The following is an 18,817-nucleotide window of genomic DNA, read 5'->3' as shown; positions in this document are numbered from 1 at the left end:
AATCCGGGTGGGTGCGCGATGAGCAACCTCGATGAGATCCGTACCGCCCTCGAAAGCTGCTATCTCTCAACGGAAACCCTCTGCGCCAGTCTTGACGATGCGGACTGGCAGGTCCAATCCCTGTGCCCGGACTGGAAGGTCCGAGGTGTCGTCAACCATCTCGCCAGCGTGGAGGCGGCTCTGGCAGGCTGGCTCCCCGAGGATGCTGCGACGCCACCGCCCTTGGTGAGGATCGCGGAGTTCGAACGCGAGACCGCCGGGCTGGACAACGCAGCATTCGCCGAACGAGTCCGCACCACCTTCGACCTTCGTAGGCGGGATCTCGCCGCACTCACGGCCGCGGATCTGGAACGTCCCTCGTGGATGCCGACGGGTCCCGGGACCTACGGACGGTTCATGGAGATTCGCGTCTTCGACTTCTGGGTCCACGAACGCGATATCACCACCCCACTGGCCAGGACGACAGATGGCGGCGGGGTGACCGCTGAGATCGCACTGAGCCAGGTGGTGGGTTCGTTGGGCTACATCGTCGGCAAGAAAGTGGGACTCACCGAAGGGCAGAGCATCACCTTCCACCTCACCGGACCGATCGTGCGGGACCTCAACGTCCTGGTCGAAGGCCGGGCCAGGCAGGTCGACCAGCTGGACCATCCCGATGTCGAGATTGTCACCGATTCAACGACTTTCGTTCAGCTCGCCTGCGGACGCATCGACCCCCAGGGAGTGATCGATTCCGGTGCGATCACCTGGACCGGCGACGCCGAACTCGGCGAATGCGCCGCCCGCAACCTCAGGTTCACGATGTGACGAACCAAGTCGAATCCGTCGATTTCCATTTCGACGTCATGTGCCCGTACGCCTACCAGACCTCATTGTGGATCCGCGAGGTGCGCAAACTTACTGGGCTCACGGTGAACTGGCGATTCTTCAGCCTCGAAGAAATCAACCGCCAGGACGGCAAGAAGCACCCGTGGGAACGGGAATGGTCCTACGGCTGGTCGATGATGCGCATCGGTGCGCTGTTGCGTCGCACGTCGATGGATAATCTGGACGCCTGGTATGGCCGGGCCGGCAAGGCTCTTCACGTCGACGGGCACAAGCCACACGAGAAGGCGGTCGCCGAGCACCTGCTCGGCGAGCTCGGTCTCGACCCGGGTCTGGTCGACCAAGCAATGGCCGACCCCACCACCAGCGACGAGGTGCTCACCGACCACCAGCGAGTGACCGCGGCCAACGGCTACGGTGTGCCGACGCTGTTCTTCCCCGACGGACAGTGCCTCTTCGGGCCGGTCCTCATCGATCCGCCCGAAGGCCAAGCAGCCGTACGGCTTTGGGACGCCGTCGTCACCTGGACGGAGTTCCCGCACCTTTACGAACTCCAACGGCCAAAGACCCCCGATGACGAACGCCTGATCGCCGAGACCTTCCGCCCCTATCTGGAGGCCCGTGATTGGGTATCGATCAATCGGGGCGAGGTCATCGATTTCGATGCGTTGAGGCGCCGGAATGAGTGACGCGGGCCTGACCTACGACCGCCGCGGCGCAGTAGCGATCATCACTATCGACGACGCGCCGTACAACCGGATGTCGCTGACGTTCATGGACGCCCTTGACCAGCTCGCTGCCGCCATCGCCGCCGACTCCACCATTCGCGCGGTCGTCATCACCGCAGCCGGGGAGGAGAACTTCTCGGTGGGCATGGACCTCAAGGAGATCGCCGGTGCACTGACCGACCGCGACCGAATCGACGAGATTTTCGATCAGCGTCTGCGGGTGCTCACGGCAATCGAGAACATGGACAAGCCGTGGATCGCGACGCTCTTCGGCAACTGCCTGGGTGGCGGACTGGAGCTACCCCTTGCGTGCCACTTCCGGATGGCCGCGAGCGACGGAGCGAACATCGGCCTGCCTGAACTTCACCTGGGCACCGTCCCCGCCTGGGGTGGCAGCGCACGGTTGGCCAGGCGTATCGGCCGGGATCGGGCGGTCGATCTGATCCTTCGGGCCAAGACCATCTCTGGCCCCGAAGCTCTGCAATTCGGGCTGGTGACCGAAGTCTGGCCCACCGCCGATCTGAAGCAGAAAGCGATCGATCTGGCAGACGAACTCGCGGCGATGCCGCGGTTGGCCGTGGCGGCGATGCTTCGGTGTTTGGTGACGGGCGAGGACAAACCCCTGGAGGTGTCGCTTCGTGACGAACGCGCCGCCGTCCATGCGACGCTCGGGAGCGCCGACCAAGTCGAAGGCATGCTGGCGTTCAGGGAAAAGCGACGGCCCACCTTCAGCCACGGCTGACATCTGTCAGGCAGGTTTGTGGAAGGTGTACACCCGGTACTGAATGAGGCCGAGCTTGGACAGCCACTTGATCCACCGAGTGCCCGCGATCAACATCTTCTGAGCGTCTTCTGATCCTTGCTCGCGGAAGAACTTGATCAGGAACGGGTACGTCGGCGACGTGTTCTTCCCGATGCTGCGGTTGGCGACGAGTTGCAGACCTCCGCGCTTGCCCATGGCCTTGTAGGAGCTAAGGGGCACGTTCCCGAGGGTTCCGTACGACTTCTCGATCTGAGAACGAACCACCATCCAGAACGGCGTTTTCGCCAGAAAGGCAACGGCCGGAACGAAATCGGATACCGCCAGGTAGCCACCCGGCTTGAGCACCCGCGCGGCTTCGGCGAGGAACTGCTCACGCGACGGGAAATGAAATATGCATTCCACGGCGAGCACGCGGTCAAATGTGTTGTCCTCGAAGGGCATCCGACACGCGTCGGCCTCGACCCAGTCGATCTCGTTGCCGTTGGTGGCGTAGGTCTCGGCCTCCGCGACGGCGAGTTGGCGGGGGTCGATGTTCAATCCCGTCAGATGCATGCCGGTATGTCCGGCGTTGATCTGTTGGACGGTTCCACCGAAGCCGCACCCGACGTCCAGTACACGCTGATGGTTTGCGACGTTGCCGGCGTCCAACAACACGGCGTTCATCTGTTCCATGGCCGCGACGTAGTCCGCACGGGTCCCCTCGGCAGCCTTGGGGTCTTCCCAGTAACCCCAGTGCACCTGGCGTTCCCATAGCTGGCCGGTTTCGCCGCCGCCTTGCCGTTCGTCGATGAGCAAATCAAAGTAAGGGAGTTCAGGCATTCGCGAAAATTATCATCTCGCGGGCGTCCGGCAACGGTGAAACTCCGGCCGTGGCGAAAAATTCTGAATTGTTATCTTCACGCTGAAGGGGGATGGAAAATAGCGTCAGCGACAATTGACTCACGTTCTCATTTAGTCAGGCCTGTTCAGATGGTAGGCATGAATTCGGCGAGCGTAAGCAGCATGAGCACCACTAAAGCCAGCCCAATCAGGCCGCCGGTGGGAATCATGACAACACATACCGCAACCCAGACGAACAGCCGCGGCCATTCGAATGGCTGATTGCCCACGACACCGCCACGGCGTTCCCGACAAGCGTGGTAGATCGCCCATACACACGCCCCGGCAGCGGCGACGACGATGATCCGCAATCCGACCGGTGTCGCCGTCAGCGCGACGCCTGCCATCATCGCCGCGGCCACGACGCGTGCCCGGGTCACCGACCGGAAGCCGTCGGCGTCAGCGATGGGGCGACTGGTCCGGTCTGGCTCACTGCGGTACCTCGGTACCGGACCGTCGATCCGAAGCAGTCGCCACAACCACCTTGACCAGCGTGTTCGCAATCCCAACGCCTCAGCGGTTCGCCGTACGTCGGCGGCTGAATCCGCGAGCATCCGACGCGACACATCACTGCGCCAATAGGCGCCCTTGAACACCCGTCGCGGAATCCCGAACTGGCGGCCAAAAGAACGGGGTTGTCCGAGCATCTCCCCGATCAACCAACGGAGAAAAATCGGGAACGCAATCGCATAACACGCTCGCCTGAATCGACCGGCACTGCGCAACCGTTGCGCCAGGTGCTCGTCGGCGAACGATATGTGACGGGCTTCCTCCGCCAAGTGGATGTAGGTGATCTTGTGCAGAAGCGGGGGTACGCCGGCTTCGCCGCGGTGCTGCACCGTCTGCTGATGGTGCAGTGGCTGTTCACCACACAGCACGCCGATAAAATGGAGAATATTGGCATAACCGCCAATAAAGCCCAGGATCGGCGCAATTATCCGAGAGGCACGGCGCATTCCGGGAACATCTTCGCCGGTACGGTTGACGAATTCCTGGAACATCTGAATGTGATTGCATTCTTCGCCCAGCTCGTGGACAAGATACCGGAACACCGGAGAGCTGTTGGGCAACTTTCCCGAATAGTGCAGCACCCCGCGGATCAACGCCATTTCGAATTGCGACGTGACCTTCAAGGTGTTCGCCGTGATCCAGCGCCCCATGTCGATCTGGCGACTGAGCGGCTGCTCGGCATACCAGGCCGTGGCCGCGAGGGGCGCGGTCTGCGGATCCAACCGCCACCGCGGGTCGTCCTTGACCAGCTCGTTCTCCGGTGCGTCCCAGTCGATATCGACAAACGGGTCGAAGCCCCGACGAGCCGTCGCGCGCGAGAGGTCGTCAACCCGGTCGTAGTAGGCGTCCTCCAGGGCGGCGCCGTCTGCGTCGTGGACTGCCGTCATATCCCTATCCGTCGAATCGAGAGCCTGCCGGTGCAACCGCCACTGTCAACCTCTACATGACAGTTAGGCGGCTATGTCCCGACAGTGTGCCCCGACCGGCTCGGCAAATCCATGATCGGCGCGCGAGGGGGCCACGGAGTGTCCGAATTGTTACTAACGCAAGCATCTGCGGCCTGTTGGGACGAGGCGTTCGACATTCACAGCTACTGTTGTGGCGGTCCTGCCACAGGGACGACGACCACGTCTACCTCGGGATTTCCAGCGAAATCTACGCGAGCGTCAATGATTTCGTGCCACAACGGCCGTGATGGGGACTCGGCGCACTGACTGGGCGCTCGTTACTCGCAAATCAGTCGCGTGAGCTCCATCCACCATCAACGGTCTACGCCGCCTTGTGACGTCCACAGTGGTGCCGGCAAACGATGTCAGAGCTGCCTTCCAGGCTCAGCCTGCCGCCCATTCTTTGGCGCGATCGAGCTCGTCGAGGCCGAACAGGGCGACCTCGCCGGGAACCATCCACGACAGGGCATGCAGCGTGTGGCCGATCCATCCCTTATCGGTGCCGCGGTCCGCTTGAACGCCGAATGGCGGTGAAACAGTGTGCCGAAACCCAGCTTGATGTCCTCGACCAGCCCGCCGGAACTGAAACCTTCGTAGTCGGAGGCAATGACCTCGACGATCCTGATCTCGTCCATCTTCAGCAGGGTTTCCATGACCCTCGGTAGGTGCCGCTGGTGCCCAGTCGCCGGTAGAATCGCGGTGCCCCATGTTCAAAGGATTGGTCGCACGTTCCTGCCGGCCAGAACGCCGGTGGCGACCGGGCAGGACTGAGGATCATGTCGCACAACGTCTCTGACCCCAGCAGCGTCACGACGTCGGGGTCAACGCCAAGAGTCGGAATCTGGCGTGTGGTCGTTGCACTACTGGCGGTGGCTCAGCTGGGGACGCCGGCGATCACCGCGAGGCTCGCGGGCGACTTCCTCAGGTCGGGGGTGACGAACGACGCGGTGATCACGCCGTCGGGCTACGCGTTTTCGATCTGGGGTCTGATCTGTGTGCTGTGTGTCGCCACCGCGGCCGGAGTGCTCTGGCGTGGTCTGGGCGCGCAGTGGGAGATGCGTCTGCTCATCGAGGCATCCGTGGTGTTCGTCGGCTTCAGCGTCTGGCTGGTGTTCGCCGCGAACAACTGGTTGTGGTGCACCGTCGCCGTATTCGCTGTGATGGTCGCCGCCTTGACCGACATGATGCGACTGCTGGTCCGACATCACGGCGACCTGACCTGCCCACGATGGCTGGCGGTGCTGGCCACCCTCACCTTCGGGCTGTACCTCGGCTGGAGCAGCATCGCGGTATTCGTCAATGTCGCGGCCGCATTGATCGACACGGGCTGGTCACCCACGGCGACGCTGTGGCAGGCGCTGATACTGGTGGCAGCCACCATGACTGGTGTCGCCCTGACGGTGCTGTTGCGTGGCACTCCCGGGTACGTCGCGGGCGTCCTGTGGGCGCTGATCGCCGCGGCTCTCGGCGCAGCCCACCGTGGTTCGCCGATCCTGGCCGGCGTCAGCGCCGTCGGCGCCGTCATCGTCGTCGTCACCGCCCTCGCCACCGCATATCGGCTGAGGCCGGGTGCCGACGCGCGAGAGAGCGAACTTTCGATACAGATCCGCGACCGAGGAATCCCATGAGCGTCGAAACGCCCCGTGACCGAACCGGTGCAGCCACTAGAGTCGCCGAAGAGCCGGGGCGGTTCACGATCGAGGTCGACGGTCGCATGGTCGGATTGGCCGACTTCCATGACCGCGACGGACGTCGCATCTTCCCGCACACCGAAGTGGCAGCGCAGTACCAAGGTCGTGGTCTGGCAACGATTCTCGTCGCCGAAGCCTTACGATCCACCCGCGCCGCGGGGCTGCGGATCGTGCCGAGTTGCTCGATGGTGGCCGATTTCATCGACAAGCACCCGGTCTACGCCGACGTCACCGATCGTGACTAGATGCCTCTGGCAGACGGCAACATCGTCGAGGACGACACCCCCGACGAGGTCTTCGGCAACCCGAAACGCGTTCGGCTGCAGGAGTTCCTGTCCAAGGTGCTCTAGATCGGGCGCGCCCCGCGGCCGAGGTTCAGCACGTAGGCCGGTGACACCGGCAGCCGTTGCGGCAGCCGCACTCGCAGCATGCTGTGGGTCGTCGTCGCCTCGATCGGCTCGTCGAGACCCAGCATCCGAGCCTCGGTGGCCTCGATGCCGCGGATCCCGAATTCGCGTGCGGAGACGTCGAGCAGGATCGCGTACACCCACCCGTCGCGCTGGGTGAACCGCACCTCGCCGCCCTCGGTGGTGGTGGTCTGCGCGATGCGCCACGGCCGGGTCCCGAAGATGGCCTCGCCGTTGACGGTCAGCCACTGCCCCAGCCCGCGCAGGGGTACGCGTTGCTCCTCAGGGAACCTGCCGTACTGGTCCGGCCCGATGCCGATCAGAAGGTTGCCGTTCTTCGCGACGATGTCGGCGAACGAGCGGACCAGCTCGGTGGCCGTGACGATGTCCTCGGGACGCTCATTGCGGTTGGCCCCGAACGAATGCCCGACACCGCGGGTGGACTCCCACTTCTTGGCCTGGATCGTGTCGAACTGCGCGTACTCGGGGGTGCGGATGTCGTAGTGATGGCTCGCCGGGAAGGTCAGCGACTTGCGCTCCTCCGGAATGATTGACCAGAACCGTTGCACCAGAGAGCCTCCGATGCGGGCGAGCCTGTCGGAGACGGCGCCGCGGTGGGCGGGCGGCTCGATCCAGCGGTCGTTGATCACCCCGTCGGGCACCGCATTGTAGTACTCGGCGAACAGCGCGGCGAGGTCGCCGCCGGCGGGCCAGCCGATGTCGTTCCACAGCACCGACGGCTGGTAGCGGTCGATGAGATCACGCACGTGCGCGGTGGCATAGCGCACGTAGTCGGGGGTGTGCGGGATGGCCAGGAAGCTGTCGGCGGGGTTGGCCAGCAGCGCGTCGTTATACGGCCAGTCGTAGCCGCCCGAGTAGTACAGACCCATCCGCATGCCGGCCGCGTGCACGGCCGCGCGAAGGTCGCCGACGATATCGCGCTTGGCGTGGTAGTGGCCCTTGCGGGGATGCACCAGTTCGGTGGGCCACAGGCAGAAGCCGTCGTGGTGCTTGGTGGTGAGCACCACGTAGCGCGCGCCGGCGTCGCGGCACGTCGCGGCGATGGCCGCCATGTCGGCGGTGGCGGTGCCCTCGTCGAAGACCGGGACGAAGTCGTCATAGCCGGCGGCCGGGCCGTAGGTGTCGCGCTGGTGATACCAGGTGGGGCTGCCCTCGAGCCGGCTGGTGTTGAGATACCACTCGGCATAGGGGTTGTCCCGCAACATCTCTGCGGGCCCGCTGTTCTTGAGCAGCTGCTGGATGTCGGGGACCTGTGGCGCCCATCCGGGTACCGAGTACAGGCCCCAGTGCAGGAAGACACCGAGTTTGGCGTCGTCATACCAGTCCGGGAGCGGATGCGAGCCGACGGACTCCCAGGCCGCTGCGTACATGCGCCGAAGGCTACGCCGCGTTCGACGCCCTCGGCGACAGCGTCGGCCAGCGTTCTACAGCGGAACGCTGTCGCACGGATGTCCGATCGGGTGGGGCGGTACCCCGCCCCGTTCTTGCATCTAGCACACACTGTGACGACCGCGGTCTACACTCCACGAAATCCGGGATGTTCCCGTGCGTTCGGGGGAAACGATGCACGCACTGTCCAGAGGTGCACTCACGGTTCTGATCACTCTGGGCATGGTGCTTGCCCCGGGCGTTGCGGTCGCCGACCCGTCCGGTTCGGGCTCCAGCTCCGATGGCTCCTCGGATGGGAGCCCGAATGCCCCGGGCGGGGACTCACCGTCCGGGACTGCACCCACCGATTCCGGCCAAGGCGCCGGCGGAGGGCCGGCCCCTGACGATCCGGGCGGGCCGCCCGCCTCCAAGCTCGGGTCTGATCCCACTGAGATGTCTCCCATTGACAAAGCCGACCTGGCGAAGCGGCTGGCTGACATCGACGCGGAGGTGGCGGAGGTCGTCACGCTAAGGCAGCAGGTGGACAGCGATCCCGGCTTCTTGCCCGAAGTCGTCGCGGTGGTCGACGACGAGGCCGACGTACTGGTGACCGAGCAACAACTCGTCCACGCCCTCGCCGACCAACAGGGCATCACAGCCCCGGCCGCGCCGTTTGCGCCTGCCACGGCGATCCCGCCCAATTACGCAAACATGAGCCTCGATCAGCTCATGCTGCAGGTCAATACAGACCGGCAATCGTGGCTCGACGCGCAGGTACGCGCGCAGTCGGCCCAGGTCAAGGCGAACAGCGACAACCTCGCGGCGCTCAAAGACAAGGTTCAAGATCCGAACCTGAGCCAGAGCGAAAAGGACGCGATCACCGCCGAAATCGACAGCCTTACCAGCGCAACTCAGTCACAGATGATCGAATTTCAGTCCACCATGGACCAGTACACCCAGACCAGCGAGGGCCTCGCCAACTGGCTCGCCAAGGACGCACAGTCGCTGAACACACTCACCGGTAACCTGCGGTAGACCCGATCCGTGGGGATCGCCCGGCCTGCTGACGGCCGCCGGTGGTGAATGTGACCGTGGCGCCGGCAAATCCGCATACCGCTCCCATCGGACCGAGGCGGCTGACGGCTTTCGGCGTTAGGCTGTGGCCAGCGTGACAACACCCGCTGGGCCCGGCACCGTCAACTCCTGCCCCCACGGCGGATCCACGCCAGGACGCCGCCGCCCCGACAGCGACTGCAAGACCTACGCGGCACCGTTGTCACCGTGCTCATGGACGGGGCCACGCCAGCGCCACCTTCACGCTGTCGGTCTACGCCCATCGCCAGGACGATGCCCTAAACAGCAAGCAGTTTCGGGCGATTATGTGACAACTCGTGACACTGAGACCGGCTCGCAGGGCTGAGTCGGTGGTGCGAAATCCCGTCTAGCAGGCCTATCCCAGTGGCGTCCCCCAGGCGCTGCCGTTCCTTGACATTTTGGGTATTTTGATTCGGCGTGGCTTGAACAGCCGGTGGTTGGAATGCAGCGAGGACTCGGGCCCCATGAACCATCGCTTCGCCTCATCACCTCCTTGTTCACTCTCTCCGCGGGTCCAGTCGGCGAGGTCGACGAATTCATACCTGTCCAGCACGGTGCGACTCTAAAGGGGGTGCTCCGTCAGACATCGTTAGGTAGTCCGGCTCGCCCGTCCGCCGCATGAACGCATGCAGACAACAATCCCCGCGGGGATTCCCGCCCGACGTGACTAACACGCACACCGCCTGCGAACGCGCCCGCGTGACAGCTACAGGATTCGAAGCTGTCTAGGGGTCAGCCGACAGATTTACAGTCCGAAGATCGGCGATTACGCGCGTCTGAATATCGCTGAACTGCAGCGATGGACCCGAGGGATGCCCAGGCATTTCGCCACGTTTCGCGGGTCTCGTGACCACCTCGTGACAAGGCGGCCCCAGCGAAGCACCCACGTGCTTCACACCACCGCCGATGACTGACCCTTCCGCGGCACCGACCCGACTCGATGTCTGCGATCCCAGGCATGCATCTCATGGCTCTGTGCGCCATCGCCAACCATTCCGTAGCCGGTTCGCGCAGACCGCCCAGCACCACCTCCTCTGGGACGCCGGTGTACTGGGCGATAGCACATAGGTACAGCCGGACGTCCGCCACGGCGGTCCCTCTGAACAGGGGGAGCCGTACCAATGATTCGAAACTGGCGCGTCAGGTCCTTGTCTCGCGAAATCCGTTCGGCACCAAGTTGAATGAGCGTTCTATGTGACGATGTCGACTGTTTTCCTCGCGCTTCATGTGCCCATCTGCGACTCTGCGGAGCGCTGGGTTGCATCACATCGGCGACGTGGCGTGCGACCGAGGCATCGCTCAGTCCACTTTGGTGATCTTGACCGGCAGGTTCAGGACGAGGGATCGGTTTCGTCCGCAGTTGCCGCTGACGCCTGTTGTTTCGTCTTCGCCGAGCCACTGATCCGTAATCCTCTGGAGAAGACCACTGTCGGCGGCCGGATAGAATTTATACACCTGAAGCCCAGGAGCGGTGGTGCCGTCCGGGCACGGTATCCATTCGGGCACTGCGTGTTTGACGAACCAGAAGTAGCCGGCCTCGGTGTAAATGTCTTCGGTCCAGCCAAGACTGCTGGTGACCGTGCCTGCGCACGTGCTCGCGGTGGTACAGGTCGATGAGACGGTCCACGTGCTGCGTACCGTCGGTGCGTCTTGATAGCGGTCGTTCATCATCGCCCACTCGCCATTGGATACGACGGCGAACGTCCCGTTCATGGCGTACTGCGCGTAGTCCGCGACGGCGCGCGGGGTCGCGTTCACCACGAGTAAGGCCGTACACAGAAGCGCTGCGACTGAGATCGCCGTTGCTCGGATCATGTGGGGCCTTTCTCATTGGGCGCGGGTTGGTTTGCCGCTCAAGCTGGTCCAGCAGCTATGGCGAGGGAAGGACCAGGTCGGTCCACGCCGGAGGTGCCGTTGCGGCAACAAGGTTCGTTTGGGCATAGAACTTGCCGTCGGGAGCCATATAGGCACCGGATTTCGGGTTGTATCGTGCGACCGCAACCGGCGCCGGTTGTCCGGGTTGGTTGGCGACGAACGCACTTGGCGCTGCCGTAGGGCCGTCGGTGGTTGACTCTGGGATCGGTGATGGTCCCGCCGAGGAGGTCTGAGGCGCAACGGGCCCCGCGGTGGCGTTTTCAGTCCCGTTTGGAGGGCCGTCCGCTGGAGGTTGTACAGGCGGCAAGGGAGTGCCTTCTAGTGGACCGTAGATATTCTCACCGGGGTTTACTCGGGCATCCGGTGGAACGCCTTGAGCGATGAGGTTCGGGTCCAGTGGTGCCGGGCCCAGCGCGTGTTGGCGGGTGGCCAGTGGTTGGAACGGCTTGTCGCTGTCGCAGTCTTCGACAGTAGCGGCACGTTTTCCGGGATGTTCGATGCAGGGGTAATTGCGTGCGCCCCGAACGGCGATTGGTGCGTCCTGCGGCAGTTTGCAGTACAGCCCGTCGGGGGTGTCCACGTCGGTGAGGTCATCGGGCGAACGCCACGAGCTTGGGGGTAGGAAGCCGACGGTGCACGCTGGCGGGTCGGCGATGGTGATGGCGAAGTCACCTAGTGCCTGTCCGGTGCTGTTGTTGACGGGGGTGGCGGCTTGGATGGAGGCGATGTAGGGCGGCAGTAAGACCAGAAGTTGTTCCAGTGATGCGTTATAGGTGACCAAGACTTGCCCGACGCTGGTGAGGTTTGCCAGCAGCACCGGCAGGGTGGGTTTGACTTGGTTGAGCAGTCGCGAGACTTCGTCGGCAGCTCCGGGCCCGGTATGGAAGAGCGTCCGCACTTGCGAATCATTTTGTGCCACTTGATCTGTGAGGCCGGCGAATCCGTGTGCCCATGTTTTCAGCGCGTCGGCGCTCTCGGCTTGCCCATCCAGCAGCGCGCCGCTGTCATCGATGAGTACCCGGGTTTGATCGGCGACCGTGGTGAGGTCGCCGGTGATCTTCGACGAGGAGTCCAGCAGCGACCCGAAGTCGTAGCCGGCGCCGTGAAACGCGGTGAATGATTCGTCGAGCAGCGAATTGAACTTGTCCTTGGGGATGGTAGCGACCAGAGCGCTGAGTTGGTCAAGCATCGGCCCGACGCGTTGAGGGATCGTGGTGTCTGCCATCGCGATGACCGATCCGTCGTGTAGGTATGGCGGCATCTGGTCCAAGGGTTGCAAATCGACATACTGCTCCCCCACCGCCGAGACGCTCAGTACGCGAGCAGTGAGGTTCGCCGAGATTTTCGGGGACGAGTTCAGCGATAGCGTCGCTTGAGCGTGTGGTCCGTCGACGGCCTTCACGTCGGTGACCTTGCCGACCTGCACGCCGCGGTAGGTGACGTTGCTGAGAGGGTAGAGCCCACCGGATGTGGGCAGCTCCAGGGTCACGGTGATATGCCCGATGCCTAGCAGTACCGGTGCCTGCATGTATCCGAAGATCATCACCGACAACCCGACGACCGAGGTGATGGTGAAGATCACAAGCTGGGTTTTGATGAAACGGGTCAGCATTACCCGCCCCCAGGTGTCGGCGCAGGACTGGAATTAGGTGCCGGATTTGCCTGCGGCTGAACGCCATACGGGCCGGCGAAGATCGGTGGCGAAGCGCCAGGCGGCGGAGACGTCCCATCAGTCGTCGCCGCAGGTGGTGGGCTGGCCGGCAGCACAGCACCTGGCGGTAACGCTTGCAGCGCCGGCGTCGGCGGATTGCCAGGGACAGGCCCGAGTGGGCCGCCCGGCGGCGGCGGCGCTAGCGGGAGCCCAAGAGGATCGTTGGTGTATTTGCTGTAGTAGGGCTCGCCCGGCGCGGGGACCAGCGGTGTGTTTTGGTCACCCCAGCGTGTGCCCAGCAGCAGTGACCGCTTGAGGCGCGGAACTGTGAGGTCGATTTGACCGAAAAAGTTGAGGTAATCGCCTTTGACAGCCCGCTTGACCAGATCTGTGCCGAAGGGGAAAACCGACGCGAAGGCCAGCCCGTTGTCCAGCCCGGGTCCGACGTCAGCCAGTGCGCGCAGGGTCGGCTCAAGGTTCTTGAGGTTGGTCACCAGGTCGGCCTGGGTGTCGTTGATCAATCCGGTGGCGGTATCGCTGAAGGTACCCAGTTTCTCCAGCGCGGTGGTGATGCGGGGACGTTCACGGTTGAGCACATCCAGGGCGGCGGGGATCGTGGCCAGGGCGCGGGTGATGCTGTCGCGCTGGTCTGCGAAGGTGCCGGTTAGTCTGTTCAGCGCGGTGATGGAGGCGATGATGTTGTCGCGCTGGCGATCCAGTGTGCCGATGAAAGTGTTCAGGCGCGTGAGTAGATCGCGGATGTCGCCTTCACGCCCGGCCAGCGCCGCAGCAAAATTATGGATGATGTCGCCGATTTGCCCCAGCCCTCCACCGTTGACGACCGCCGAGAGGGAGGACAGTGTCTTCTCTGTGGAGGGGAACGTTGAGGTTTTGTCAGTACCGATGGTGGCCCCCGGCTGCAGGTGTCCTTGTGGGGCTTGACCGAGCGGCGGGTCCAATGAGACGTGCATCGATCCCAGTAGGCTGGTCTGTCCGATGCTGGCCACTGCGTTAGCCGGTATAGCGACACCGGGTCGCACCGAGACCTCGACATCGATGTGCCAGTTCGAGAAGGTCATTTTTCCGACGCTTCCGACGATGACATCGTCGATGAGCACCGGTGAATTTGATTCCAGGGTACCGATATTCGCGAACTGCACGCGGTAGAGGCTGGCACCGGAGCCTTGCCCGACCGCGCCGGGCAAAGGCAGAGAATTCAGTCCGTTGAACGTGCAGCCGGTGAGCGTCAGCGCCGCGCAGGCGCCGATTGCCGTCAATCGGTGCAGTGTCTTGTGATAGGTCATGACGGTGGCCCTGTCTGTGCGGGCGGCGGTGCGGCCTCGGCGGGTAGGAGGAGGTCCGGCAGGGCTTGTGGTGCGGGCACCGGCGCTCCGGGGAACAACGCCGGCGAGGGGGCAGCGGGTAGGTGATCGGGTGCCGATGGGCCCGGTGCTATTGCTGGTGGCGCTCCGTACCCAGGTGGTGGTGGCTGATCCCCGTCGAGGCCGGTGTAGGCCGAGACCGAAGGTGCCAGCTCGGGCGGTGCTGGTTCGGGTCCGGAGCCCCCGGGCGCGAGGTTCGGTTCGGAGTAGATCAGGTTTTCCGGGCTTGGTGACTTCATCAGGTATGGATTCAACGGAAAGGGCAGGTAGTTAACGCCAACGGTGTTCAACGCCGGACCTAGGTATTGCGCGCACAGCTTCGCCGTTTCTGATGCCGTAACGTCGGCGACCGCCCCGATCGCGGTGCACAGGAACGCGGTCGGATTCGAAAAGTTGTTCAGCACAAACGCCCCGACCTGGCTGTGGGTGTCGGGGTTGTAAATGTTGTAGGCGTTGGCGATTGCGTTGGGCGCGACATGTAGGATGTTCTCCAGGTCGCGCCGGTGCTCGGCCAGATTCACGGTGACATTGGCAAGGCGCTGCACTTGTTCGGCCGTTTGGTCTCGGCTTCCGGCTACGAAGCGTTGCACATCGACGATGGCCGAGTTCAGATCGGTCAGCGTCGAGCCTAGGTCGGTGTTGTCGTTTACCACGCTGGTCAAGGTGGCGAACCGTCCTTGGAATTCGACGATCTGCTGGTTGCTGTCGCGCAGCGTGGTGACAAAGGTCTGCAGGTTCTTCAATACGTCGACGATGTTGCCGCTGCCCTCGGCCAAGATTCGGCCCAGCCCCGACAGCTGCGCCAGGGTCTGGCGCAATTTGGCCCCATTGCCGTCCATCGCGTTAGCTGCGCTATCGATGAACCGGGACGCCGACGATCCCGACACACCATTGCGCGGCCCCAAATCTGTTGCCAACCGCGTTAATTGCTCCTTCACCTGATCCCACTCCACGGGAACCGCGGTGCGCTCGACGGGAATCACGGCCTCGTCGGGCATGGTGGGCCCGGTTGTCTCATAGGCGGGTGTGAGTTGTACATAACGTGCGGCGATCAGGCTTTGGGCCACGATGATGGCCTTGGCGTCGGCGGGAATAGGTACGCCGCGATCGAGCTGGATGACCATTTTGGCTTGCGCCCCGACCGGATCGATGGAGGCGATGGAGCCGACCTTGACCCCGGAGACGCGGGCCTCGTCACCTGGGTAGATGCCTGTGGCACTGGTGAAGTACGCGGTAATCGATCTCGGTGCGAAGTAGGCATTCCGCACAATGACCGCGGCCCCTCCAAGCGAGGATATGACCAATAGGGCCGCCGCCCACGGCGTCAACCGCTTGGCGTTCATCGTGTGCCGCCCGGAATCCCGTTGTAAGGCAAAGGCAGTTCGGCGCGCGGACCGGCGTTATCCGGTGGGCGACCGTTGTCGGCTCCACGCCGGAACCCTGACGCGTAGTCCAGGAATGGCTGCAACACCTGCGACGGTATGAGATTGGGTACATAGGAGTTGTAGTAGTACCCGCTGGCGACAGCCTCGCCCTGAGTGACCTCGTATTTCGCCAATCCGGGTAACGCCTTGGCGATGTTGTCACGGTTCTTCTCCAACATCGCGGTCACAGAGTTGAGTTTTTGCAAGGCCGGCGCAAGCTGCTCCTCGTTATCGGCGACCAGACCGGTCAGTTGCTTGGACACCTCTGAGGTGCTGGTGAGCAGGCCGACGATCACTTCCCGTCGATCGTTGAGCACACCAATCAGATCATTGGCGTTGACGATGAGGGTGTTGAGCTGTTCGCTGCGCTGGGCCAGGACTCCGGTGACCGTGCTGGCGCTGGTGAGCAGTTCACGCAGGGTGTCGTTGCGGCTGTTGAGCGAGCGCGAGAGCCGAGTCAGGCCATCGAATGTTGGGCCGAGCTGCGGAGCGATCTGATTTATGGTGTCGGACAACGTGTCCAGTGCCTCGTTGACGCTCTGAGTGTTGGTGCCGGCGGTGTTGGCGGTGAGGTCGCCGACAGCCTCTGTGAGGGAATACGGCGACGACGTGCGTGCCAGCGGGATGACCTCACCGCGATGAAGTGTGGTGTTGCCAGCGGACTCCAACGTCAAGATTCGCTGGCCCAGTAGCGTCCCAGTCTCGATATGGGCTGTGCTATCGGATCCGAGCATGACAGTGCTGTCGACACTGAAAGTGACGAGGGCCTTGCCCTTGTCCAGTGTCACCTCAGCGACAGTCCCGACTTTCATTCCTGATAGGCGGACGTCGTTTCCGGCGCTGAGGCCGCCAGCTTCGGCGAACAGCGCCTGATAGCGCAGCGATGTTGCCCATCCGATGAGCCGTTCCGGTTGCAGTCCGACGGCGATGACGAGGATGATCAGCACGACGCCGATGAAACCTGTTCGGACGAGGCCAGATTCACGGTATTTGAGCACTATTCCGCGCACCTTCCGTTGTCCTGTTTGATGAACGGGAATACAGCGGTGCGACCCTGCAGGTCGGTGACCCGCACGGATAGTTCGCAGATGTAGTAGTTGAGCCAGCTGCCGTAGGAGCCGAGACGGACCAGTTTGCGGTAGTTCTCCGGCGCGGATTGCAGAGCGCCGTCGAGTAAGCCTTTGTCGTTATCGAGTAGCGGCGCGAGCCGGTTCAACTGATCGACGGTGCCTTTCAGTGGTGCTCGCGCCTGTCCCAAGAGGTCAGTAAGCGACGCCGTTCCGTTGTTCAGCGAGTCGATGGCAGTGCCGATCGGGTCGCGTTCGGCCGATAGCTCGGTCACCAGACGTTGGAGGCGGTCGATAGCGCCGGAGAACTGATCACCGTTGGAAGCGATCGTGGTAACAACTATGTTCAGGTTGTCGATGAGTCGCTCGATCACACCGTTGTTATCAGCCAGCGTGCCGGAGAACGACGCGGTCTTGCTCAGCAGCGACTCGACGGTGCCCCCCTCGCCCTGAAACACCTGCAGCAGCGCGCCTGTCAGGGCGTTGACGTCTTGGGGGTTCAACCCCTGGATGACCGGCTTAAGCCCGCCCAGAAGCAGATCGAGGTTTAACGCGGGGGTAGTGCGGTCTGTCGGGATTTGCGATCCCGCCGACATCGTCCTGGTCGATCCGGGTCCGTCGATCAGTTCAAGGAAACGGTCGCCCACGAGATTTAGGTAGCGAACGGCGGCTCTGGTGCCGCTGCCGAGCGTCACGTTCCGATCGGCGTCGAAAGCGACGACGACGGTGTGGTCTGGTCGCAGTGTCAGGTCGCGGACGGTACCGACCCGCAATCCACCGGCCCGTACCGAGTCGCCGGTGCTGAGACCTGACACGTTGACGAATACCGCGGTGTACTCGTTGGTGGAGCCGGTGCGGTATTGGCCGAATATGACGAACAAGAAGGCCGTGAGAACCATCATCGTTGCGCCGAAGGCCCCGAACTTCAGCAGGTGTCCGCGCGACCCGTTCATCCTGGTTGCCCGATCTGCGCGCTGTTGCGCGCCGGCCCGGTGACGGGGCCGAACAGCAATTGCTTGAGCCCGTCAGAGTTCAGCAGGATCCCTTGATTCCCGTACTGCGCTTGGTTGGTGCCGACATCCGCCACGACGAACGGGGGGCCGGTTTCGAAGGGAACGTTTGGCAGCGACGTGCACTGCGGGCCACCGGTTGCAGCCACCTTCGGTAAGTTCGTCGGGTAGCGGTAGCGTTCGCGCCCCAGATCGAACCCGACTGAGTCGGTGATCCCGGGTTTCTGCAGCGGCGGCCCGGAGGCAATGGTGGCGACTCCGCCCAGCCCGCACGTCAGTGCCCGGTTGTACCGCTGGGTGAGATCGGTGGTCGGCACGAGCACATGCAGCAAACCTGCAGCTCCCTCGCGGTTGGCGCCTAGGACGTCGTTTCCAACATCGGCGAGCCCGATGGCGCTCACCAGAAGCGTGTCGAGGTCGCCTTGCTGGTCGACGACGGTCTGGCCGATTTGAGTCGCGTTGTTCACGCTGTCGATCAGATCCGGGGCGGCATCGGCGTAGGCATTGAGCACCACCGGTGCCACCTCGATGTCATGGCTCAGACTGGGCAGGCTCGGTTCAATCTTTGCCAGGAGCGTGTCGAGGCTGCTCAGCGTCTGGCCGAATTCGCTTCCCCGACCATTGAGCGCAGAGGCGATGGCGCCCAGCGTCTCGTTGAGTTTGTCCGGCTGAATGGTCGAGAGCACTGAGTTGAGCTGTTCGAAGATGGTGTTGAACTCGACGGTCACGTGTTCAGCACTTAAGACCTGGCCGGGTCGCAGGATGCGCGCCGATGGGTGCTGCGGTGATACGAGTTCGATCGACTTGGCGCCAAATACGGTCGCAGACGAGATGTCCACGATGACGTTATCGGGGATCCTGGACAGCGCCTCGGGATCGATGGCTATGTGAATGGCGGCCTGGCCGTCGGGACGGTCTTCGATCGCGTCGACCCGACCCACCGGTACTCCAACAAATTTGACCTTGGCGTCTGGATTCATCACCAAACCGGCCCGCTGGGACATCACCGTCAACGACACGGTGTCGGCGAAACTGCCCCGGAACAATGCGACCGCACAGGCCACGATGAGGCCGATGGTCACTACCATCCCCAATCCAGCCAACGGGCGAACATGTTCTTTCATTGCCCGCGAAACGATTCGGTCGCACCACGGCATGAGAGATCGGTGAAACG

General features: G+C 63.2%; 16 protein-coding genes and 2 pseudogenes. 7 read left to right on the top strand and 11 right to left on the bottom strand.

The features are described 5' to 3' along the window. Positions 1 to 18 precede the first annotated feature (18 nt). Genes ADBZ9O_RS09205 through ADBZ9O_RS09195 form a run of 3 tightly spaced genes read left to right on the top strand, consistent with a single transcriptional unit; the run spans position 19 to position 2,295 of the window. Positions 19 to 807 carry a maleylpyruvate isomerase family mycothiol-dependent enzyme gene (locus tag ADBZ9O_RS09205; protein WP_526530457.1) on the top strand — a complete coding sequence of 263 codons (789 nt, stop codon included), beginning with the start codon at positions 19 to 21 and terminating at the stop codon, positions 805 to 807. Further along, on the top strand, positions 804 to 1,514 hold the full coding sequence (locus ADBZ9O_RS09200; protein ID WP_526530454.1) for a mycothiol-dependent nitroreductase Rv2466c family protein: 711 nt from the start codon (positions 804 to 806) through the stop codon (positions 1,512 to 1,514). Before ADBZ9O_RS09205 ends, ADBZ9O_RS09200 begins: the two co-directional genes overlap by 4 nt. Next, the gene (locus tag ADBZ9O_RS09195; RefSeq protein WP_526530452.1) at positions 1,507 to 2,295 is read left to right on the top strand and encodes an enoyl-CoA hydratase/isomerase family protein; all 789 of its coding nucleotides are present in this window, start codon (positions 1,507 to 1,509) and stop codon (positions 2,293 to 2,295) included. The genes ADBZ9O_RS09200 and ADBZ9O_RS09195 overlap by 8 nt, the downstream gene beginning before the upstream one ends. Positions 2,296 to 2,301: 6 nt before the next feature. Here ADBZ9O_RS09195 and ADBZ9O_RS09190 read toward each other — a convergent pair whose 3' ends face one another. The 3 genes and pseudogenes from ADBZ9O_RS09190 to ADBZ9O_RS09180 all read right to left on the bottom strand — a co-directional run bounded on the left by ADBZ9O_RS09190 (position 2,302) and on the right by ADBZ9O_RS09180 (position 5,347). Then, the gene (locus tag ADBZ9O_RS09190; protein WP_526530450.1) at positions 2,302 to 3,135 is read right to left on the bottom strand and encodes an SAM-dependent methyltransferase; all 834 of its coding nucleotides are present in this window, start codon (positions 3,133 to 3,135) and stop codon (positions 2,302 to 2,304) included. A gap of 146 nt (positions 3,136 to 3,281) precedes the next feature. Further along, positions 3,282 to 4,592, bottom strand: a complete 1,311-nt coding sequence (locus tag ADBZ9O_RS09185) for a diiron oxygenase (protein WP_526530448.1) — start codon at positions 4,590 to 4,592, stop codon at positions 3,282 to 3,284. A 444-nt stretch (positions 4,593 to 5,036) separates the two neighbouring features. Continuing rightward, positions 5,037 to 5,347, bottom strand: a pseudogene (locus ADBZ9O_RS09180) (STAS/SEC14 domain-containing protein). A gap of 81 nt (positions 5,348 to 5,428) precedes the next feature. On the opposite strand from ADBZ9O_RS09180, the gene ADBZ9O_RS09175 reads away from it, so the two are divergent. The 3 genes and pseudogenes from ADBZ9O_RS09175 to ADBZ9O_RS09165 all read left to right on the top strand — a co-directional run. Further along, positions 5,429 to 6,280 carry a TspO-related membrane protein gene (locus ADBZ9O_RS09175; protein WP_526530446.1) on the top strand — a complete coding sequence of 284 codons (852 nt, stop codon included), beginning with the start codon at positions 5,429 to 5,431 and terminating at the stop codon, positions 6,278 to 6,280. Next, the gene (locus tag ADBZ9O_RS09170; RefSeq protein ID WP_526530444.1) at positions 6,277 to 6,588 is read left to right on the top strand and encodes a GNAT family N-acetyltransferase; all 312 of its coding nucleotides are present in this window, start codon (positions 6,277 to 6,279) and stop codon (positions 6,586 to 6,588) included. Before ADBZ9O_RS09175 ends, ADBZ9O_RS09170 begins: the two co-directional genes overlap by 4 nt. Continuing rightward, a pseudogene (locus tag ADBZ9O_RS09165) lies at positions 6,589 to 6,693 on the top strand (peptide ABC transporter ATP-binding protein); the annotation flags it as partial. It lies immediately after the preceding gene. Here ADBZ9O_RS09165 and ADBZ9O_RS09160 read toward each other — a convergent pair. After that, positions 6,690 to 8,141, bottom strand: a complete 1,452-nt coding sequence (locus tag ADBZ9O_RS09160) for an alpha-L-fucosidase (protein ID WP_526530442.1) — start codon at positions 8,139 to 8,141, stop codon at positions 6,690 to 6,692. The pseudogene ADBZ9O_RS09165 and the gene ADBZ9O_RS09160 overlap by 4 nt on opposite strands. A gap of 508 nt (positions 8,142 to 8,649) precedes the next feature. Here ADBZ9O_RS09160 and ADBZ9O_RS09155 point away from each other — a divergent pair. Next, positions 8,650 to 9,174 (top strand): hypothetical protein, encoded by a 525-nt coding sequence (locus tag ADBZ9O_RS09155; protein ID WP_526530440.1) that lies wholly within the window; start codon positions 8,650 to 8,652, stop codon positions 9,172 to 9,174. 1,359 nt (positions 9,175 to 10,533) lie between these two features. Here the strand turns inward: ADBZ9O_RS09155 and ADBZ9O_RS09150 are convergent. The 7 genes from ADBZ9O_RS09150 to ADBZ9O_RS09120 form a co-directional block, all read right to left on the bottom strand. Then, the gene (locus tag ADBZ9O_RS09150; protein ID WP_526530438.1) at positions 10,534 to 10,995 is read right to left on the bottom strand and encodes an Rv2253/PknI dimerization domain-containing protein; all 462 of its coding nucleotides are present in this window, start codon (positions 10,993 to 10,995) and stop codon (positions 10,534 to 10,536) included. Positions 10,996 to 11,104: 109 nt separating this feature from the next. Beyond that, a complete protein-coding gene (locus tag ADBZ9O_RS09145; protein ID WP_526530436.1) occupies positions 11,105 to 12,721 on the bottom strand; it encodes an MCE family protein in 1,617 nt (538 codons plus the stop codon). Further along, on the bottom strand, positions 12,721 to 14,064 hold the full coding sequence (locus ADBZ9O_RS09140) for an MCE family protein (protein ID WP_526530434.1): 1,344 nt from the start codon (positions 14,062 to 14,064) through the stop codon (positions 12,721 to 12,723). Before ADBZ9O_RS09140 ends, ADBZ9O_RS09145 begins: the two co-directional genes overlap by 1 nt. Next, on the bottom strand, positions 14,061 to 15,485 hold the full coding sequence (locus ADBZ9O_RS09135; protein ID WP_526530432.1) for an MCE family protein: 1,425 nt from the start codon (positions 15,483 to 15,485) through the stop codon (positions 14,061 to 14,063). Before ADBZ9O_RS09135 ends, ADBZ9O_RS09140 begins: the two co-directional genes overlap by 4 nt. Next, positions 15,482 to 16,564 (bottom strand): MCE family protein, encoded by a 1,083-nt coding sequence (locus ADBZ9O_RS09130; RefSeq protein WP_526530430.1) that lies wholly within the window; start codon positions 16,562 to 16,564, stop codon positions 15,482 to 15,484. Before ADBZ9O_RS09130 ends, ADBZ9O_RS09135 begins: the two co-directional genes overlap by 4 nt. After that, positions 16,564 to 17,586, bottom strand: a complete 1,023-nt coding sequence (locus ADBZ9O_RS09125; RefSeq protein ID WP_526530428.1) for an MCE family protein — start codon at positions 17,584 to 17,586, stop codon at positions 16,564 to 16,566. Before ADBZ9O_RS09125 ends, ADBZ9O_RS09130 begins: the two co-directional genes overlap by 1 nt. Continuing rightward, a complete protein-coding gene (locus ADBZ9O_RS09120; RefSeq protein WP_526530426.1) occupies positions 17,583 to 18,800 on the bottom strand; it encodes an MCE family protein in 1,218 nt (405 codons plus the stop codon). The genes ADBZ9O_RS09125 and ADBZ9O_RS09120 overlap by 4 nt, the downstream gene beginning before the upstream one ends. Positions 18,801 to 18,817: the final 17 nt, after the last annotated feature.

Origin of the sequence: Mycobacterium sp., from assembly GCF_965229105.1 — a bacterium.
Taxonomy (GTDB): Bacteria; Actinomycetota; Actinomycetes; order Mycobacteriales; family Mycobacteriaceae; genus Mycobacterium.
The sequence above is the reverse complement of the archived record's forward strand: the minus strand, read 5'-3'. Positions and strand labels throughout refer to the sequence as shown.

Coding starts and splice junctions, on each gene's coding strand:
- ADBZ9O_RS09205 (WP_526530457.1), top strand. CDS start 19: ATGAGCAACCTCGATGAGATCCGTACCGCCCTCGAAAGCTGCTATCTC.
- ADBZ9O_RS09195 (WP_526530452.1), top strand. CDS start 1,507: ATGAGTGACGCGGGCCTGACCTACGACCGCCGCGGCGCAGTAGCGATC.
- ADBZ9O_RS09190 (WP_526530450.1), bottom strand. CDS start 3,135: ATGCCTGAACTCCCTTACTTTGATTTGCTCATCGACGAACGGCAAGGC.
- ADBZ9O_RS09185 (WP_526530448.1), bottom strand. CDS start 4,592: ATGACGGCAGTCCACGACGCAGACGGCGCCGCCCTGGAGGACGCCTAC.
- ADBZ9O_RS09175 (WP_526530446.1), top strand. CDS start 5,429: ATGTCGCACAACGTCTCTGACCCCAGCAGCGTCACGACGTCGGGGTCA.
- ADBZ9O_RS09170 (WP_526530444.1), top strand. CDS start 6,277: ATGAGCGTCGAAACGCCCCGTGACCGAACCGGTGCAGCCACTAGAGTC.
- ADBZ9O_RS09160 (WP_526530442.1), bottom strand. CDS start 8,141: ATGTACGCAGCGGCCTGGGAGTCCGTCGGCTCGCATCCGCTCCCGGAC.
- ADBZ9O_RS09145 (WP_526530436.1), bottom strand. CDS start 12,721: ATGCTGACCCGTTTCATCAAAACCCAGCTTGTGATCTTCACCATCACC.
- ADBZ9O_RS09140 (WP_526530434.1), bottom strand. CDS start 14,064: ATGACCTATCACAAGACACTGCACCGATTGACGGCAATCGGCGCCTGC.
- ADBZ9O_RS09135 (WP_526530432.1), bottom strand. CDS start 15,485: ATGAACGCCAAGCGGTTGACGCCGTGGGCGGCGGCCCTATTGGTCATA.
- ADBZ9O_RS09125 (WP_526530428.1), bottom strand. CDS start 17,586: ATGAACGGGTCGCGCGGACACCTGCTGAAGTTCGGGGCCTTCGGCGCA.
- ADBZ9O_RS09120 (WP_526530426.1), bottom strand. CDS start 18,800: ATGCCGTGGTGCGACCGAATCGTTTCGCGGGCAATGAAAGAACATGTT.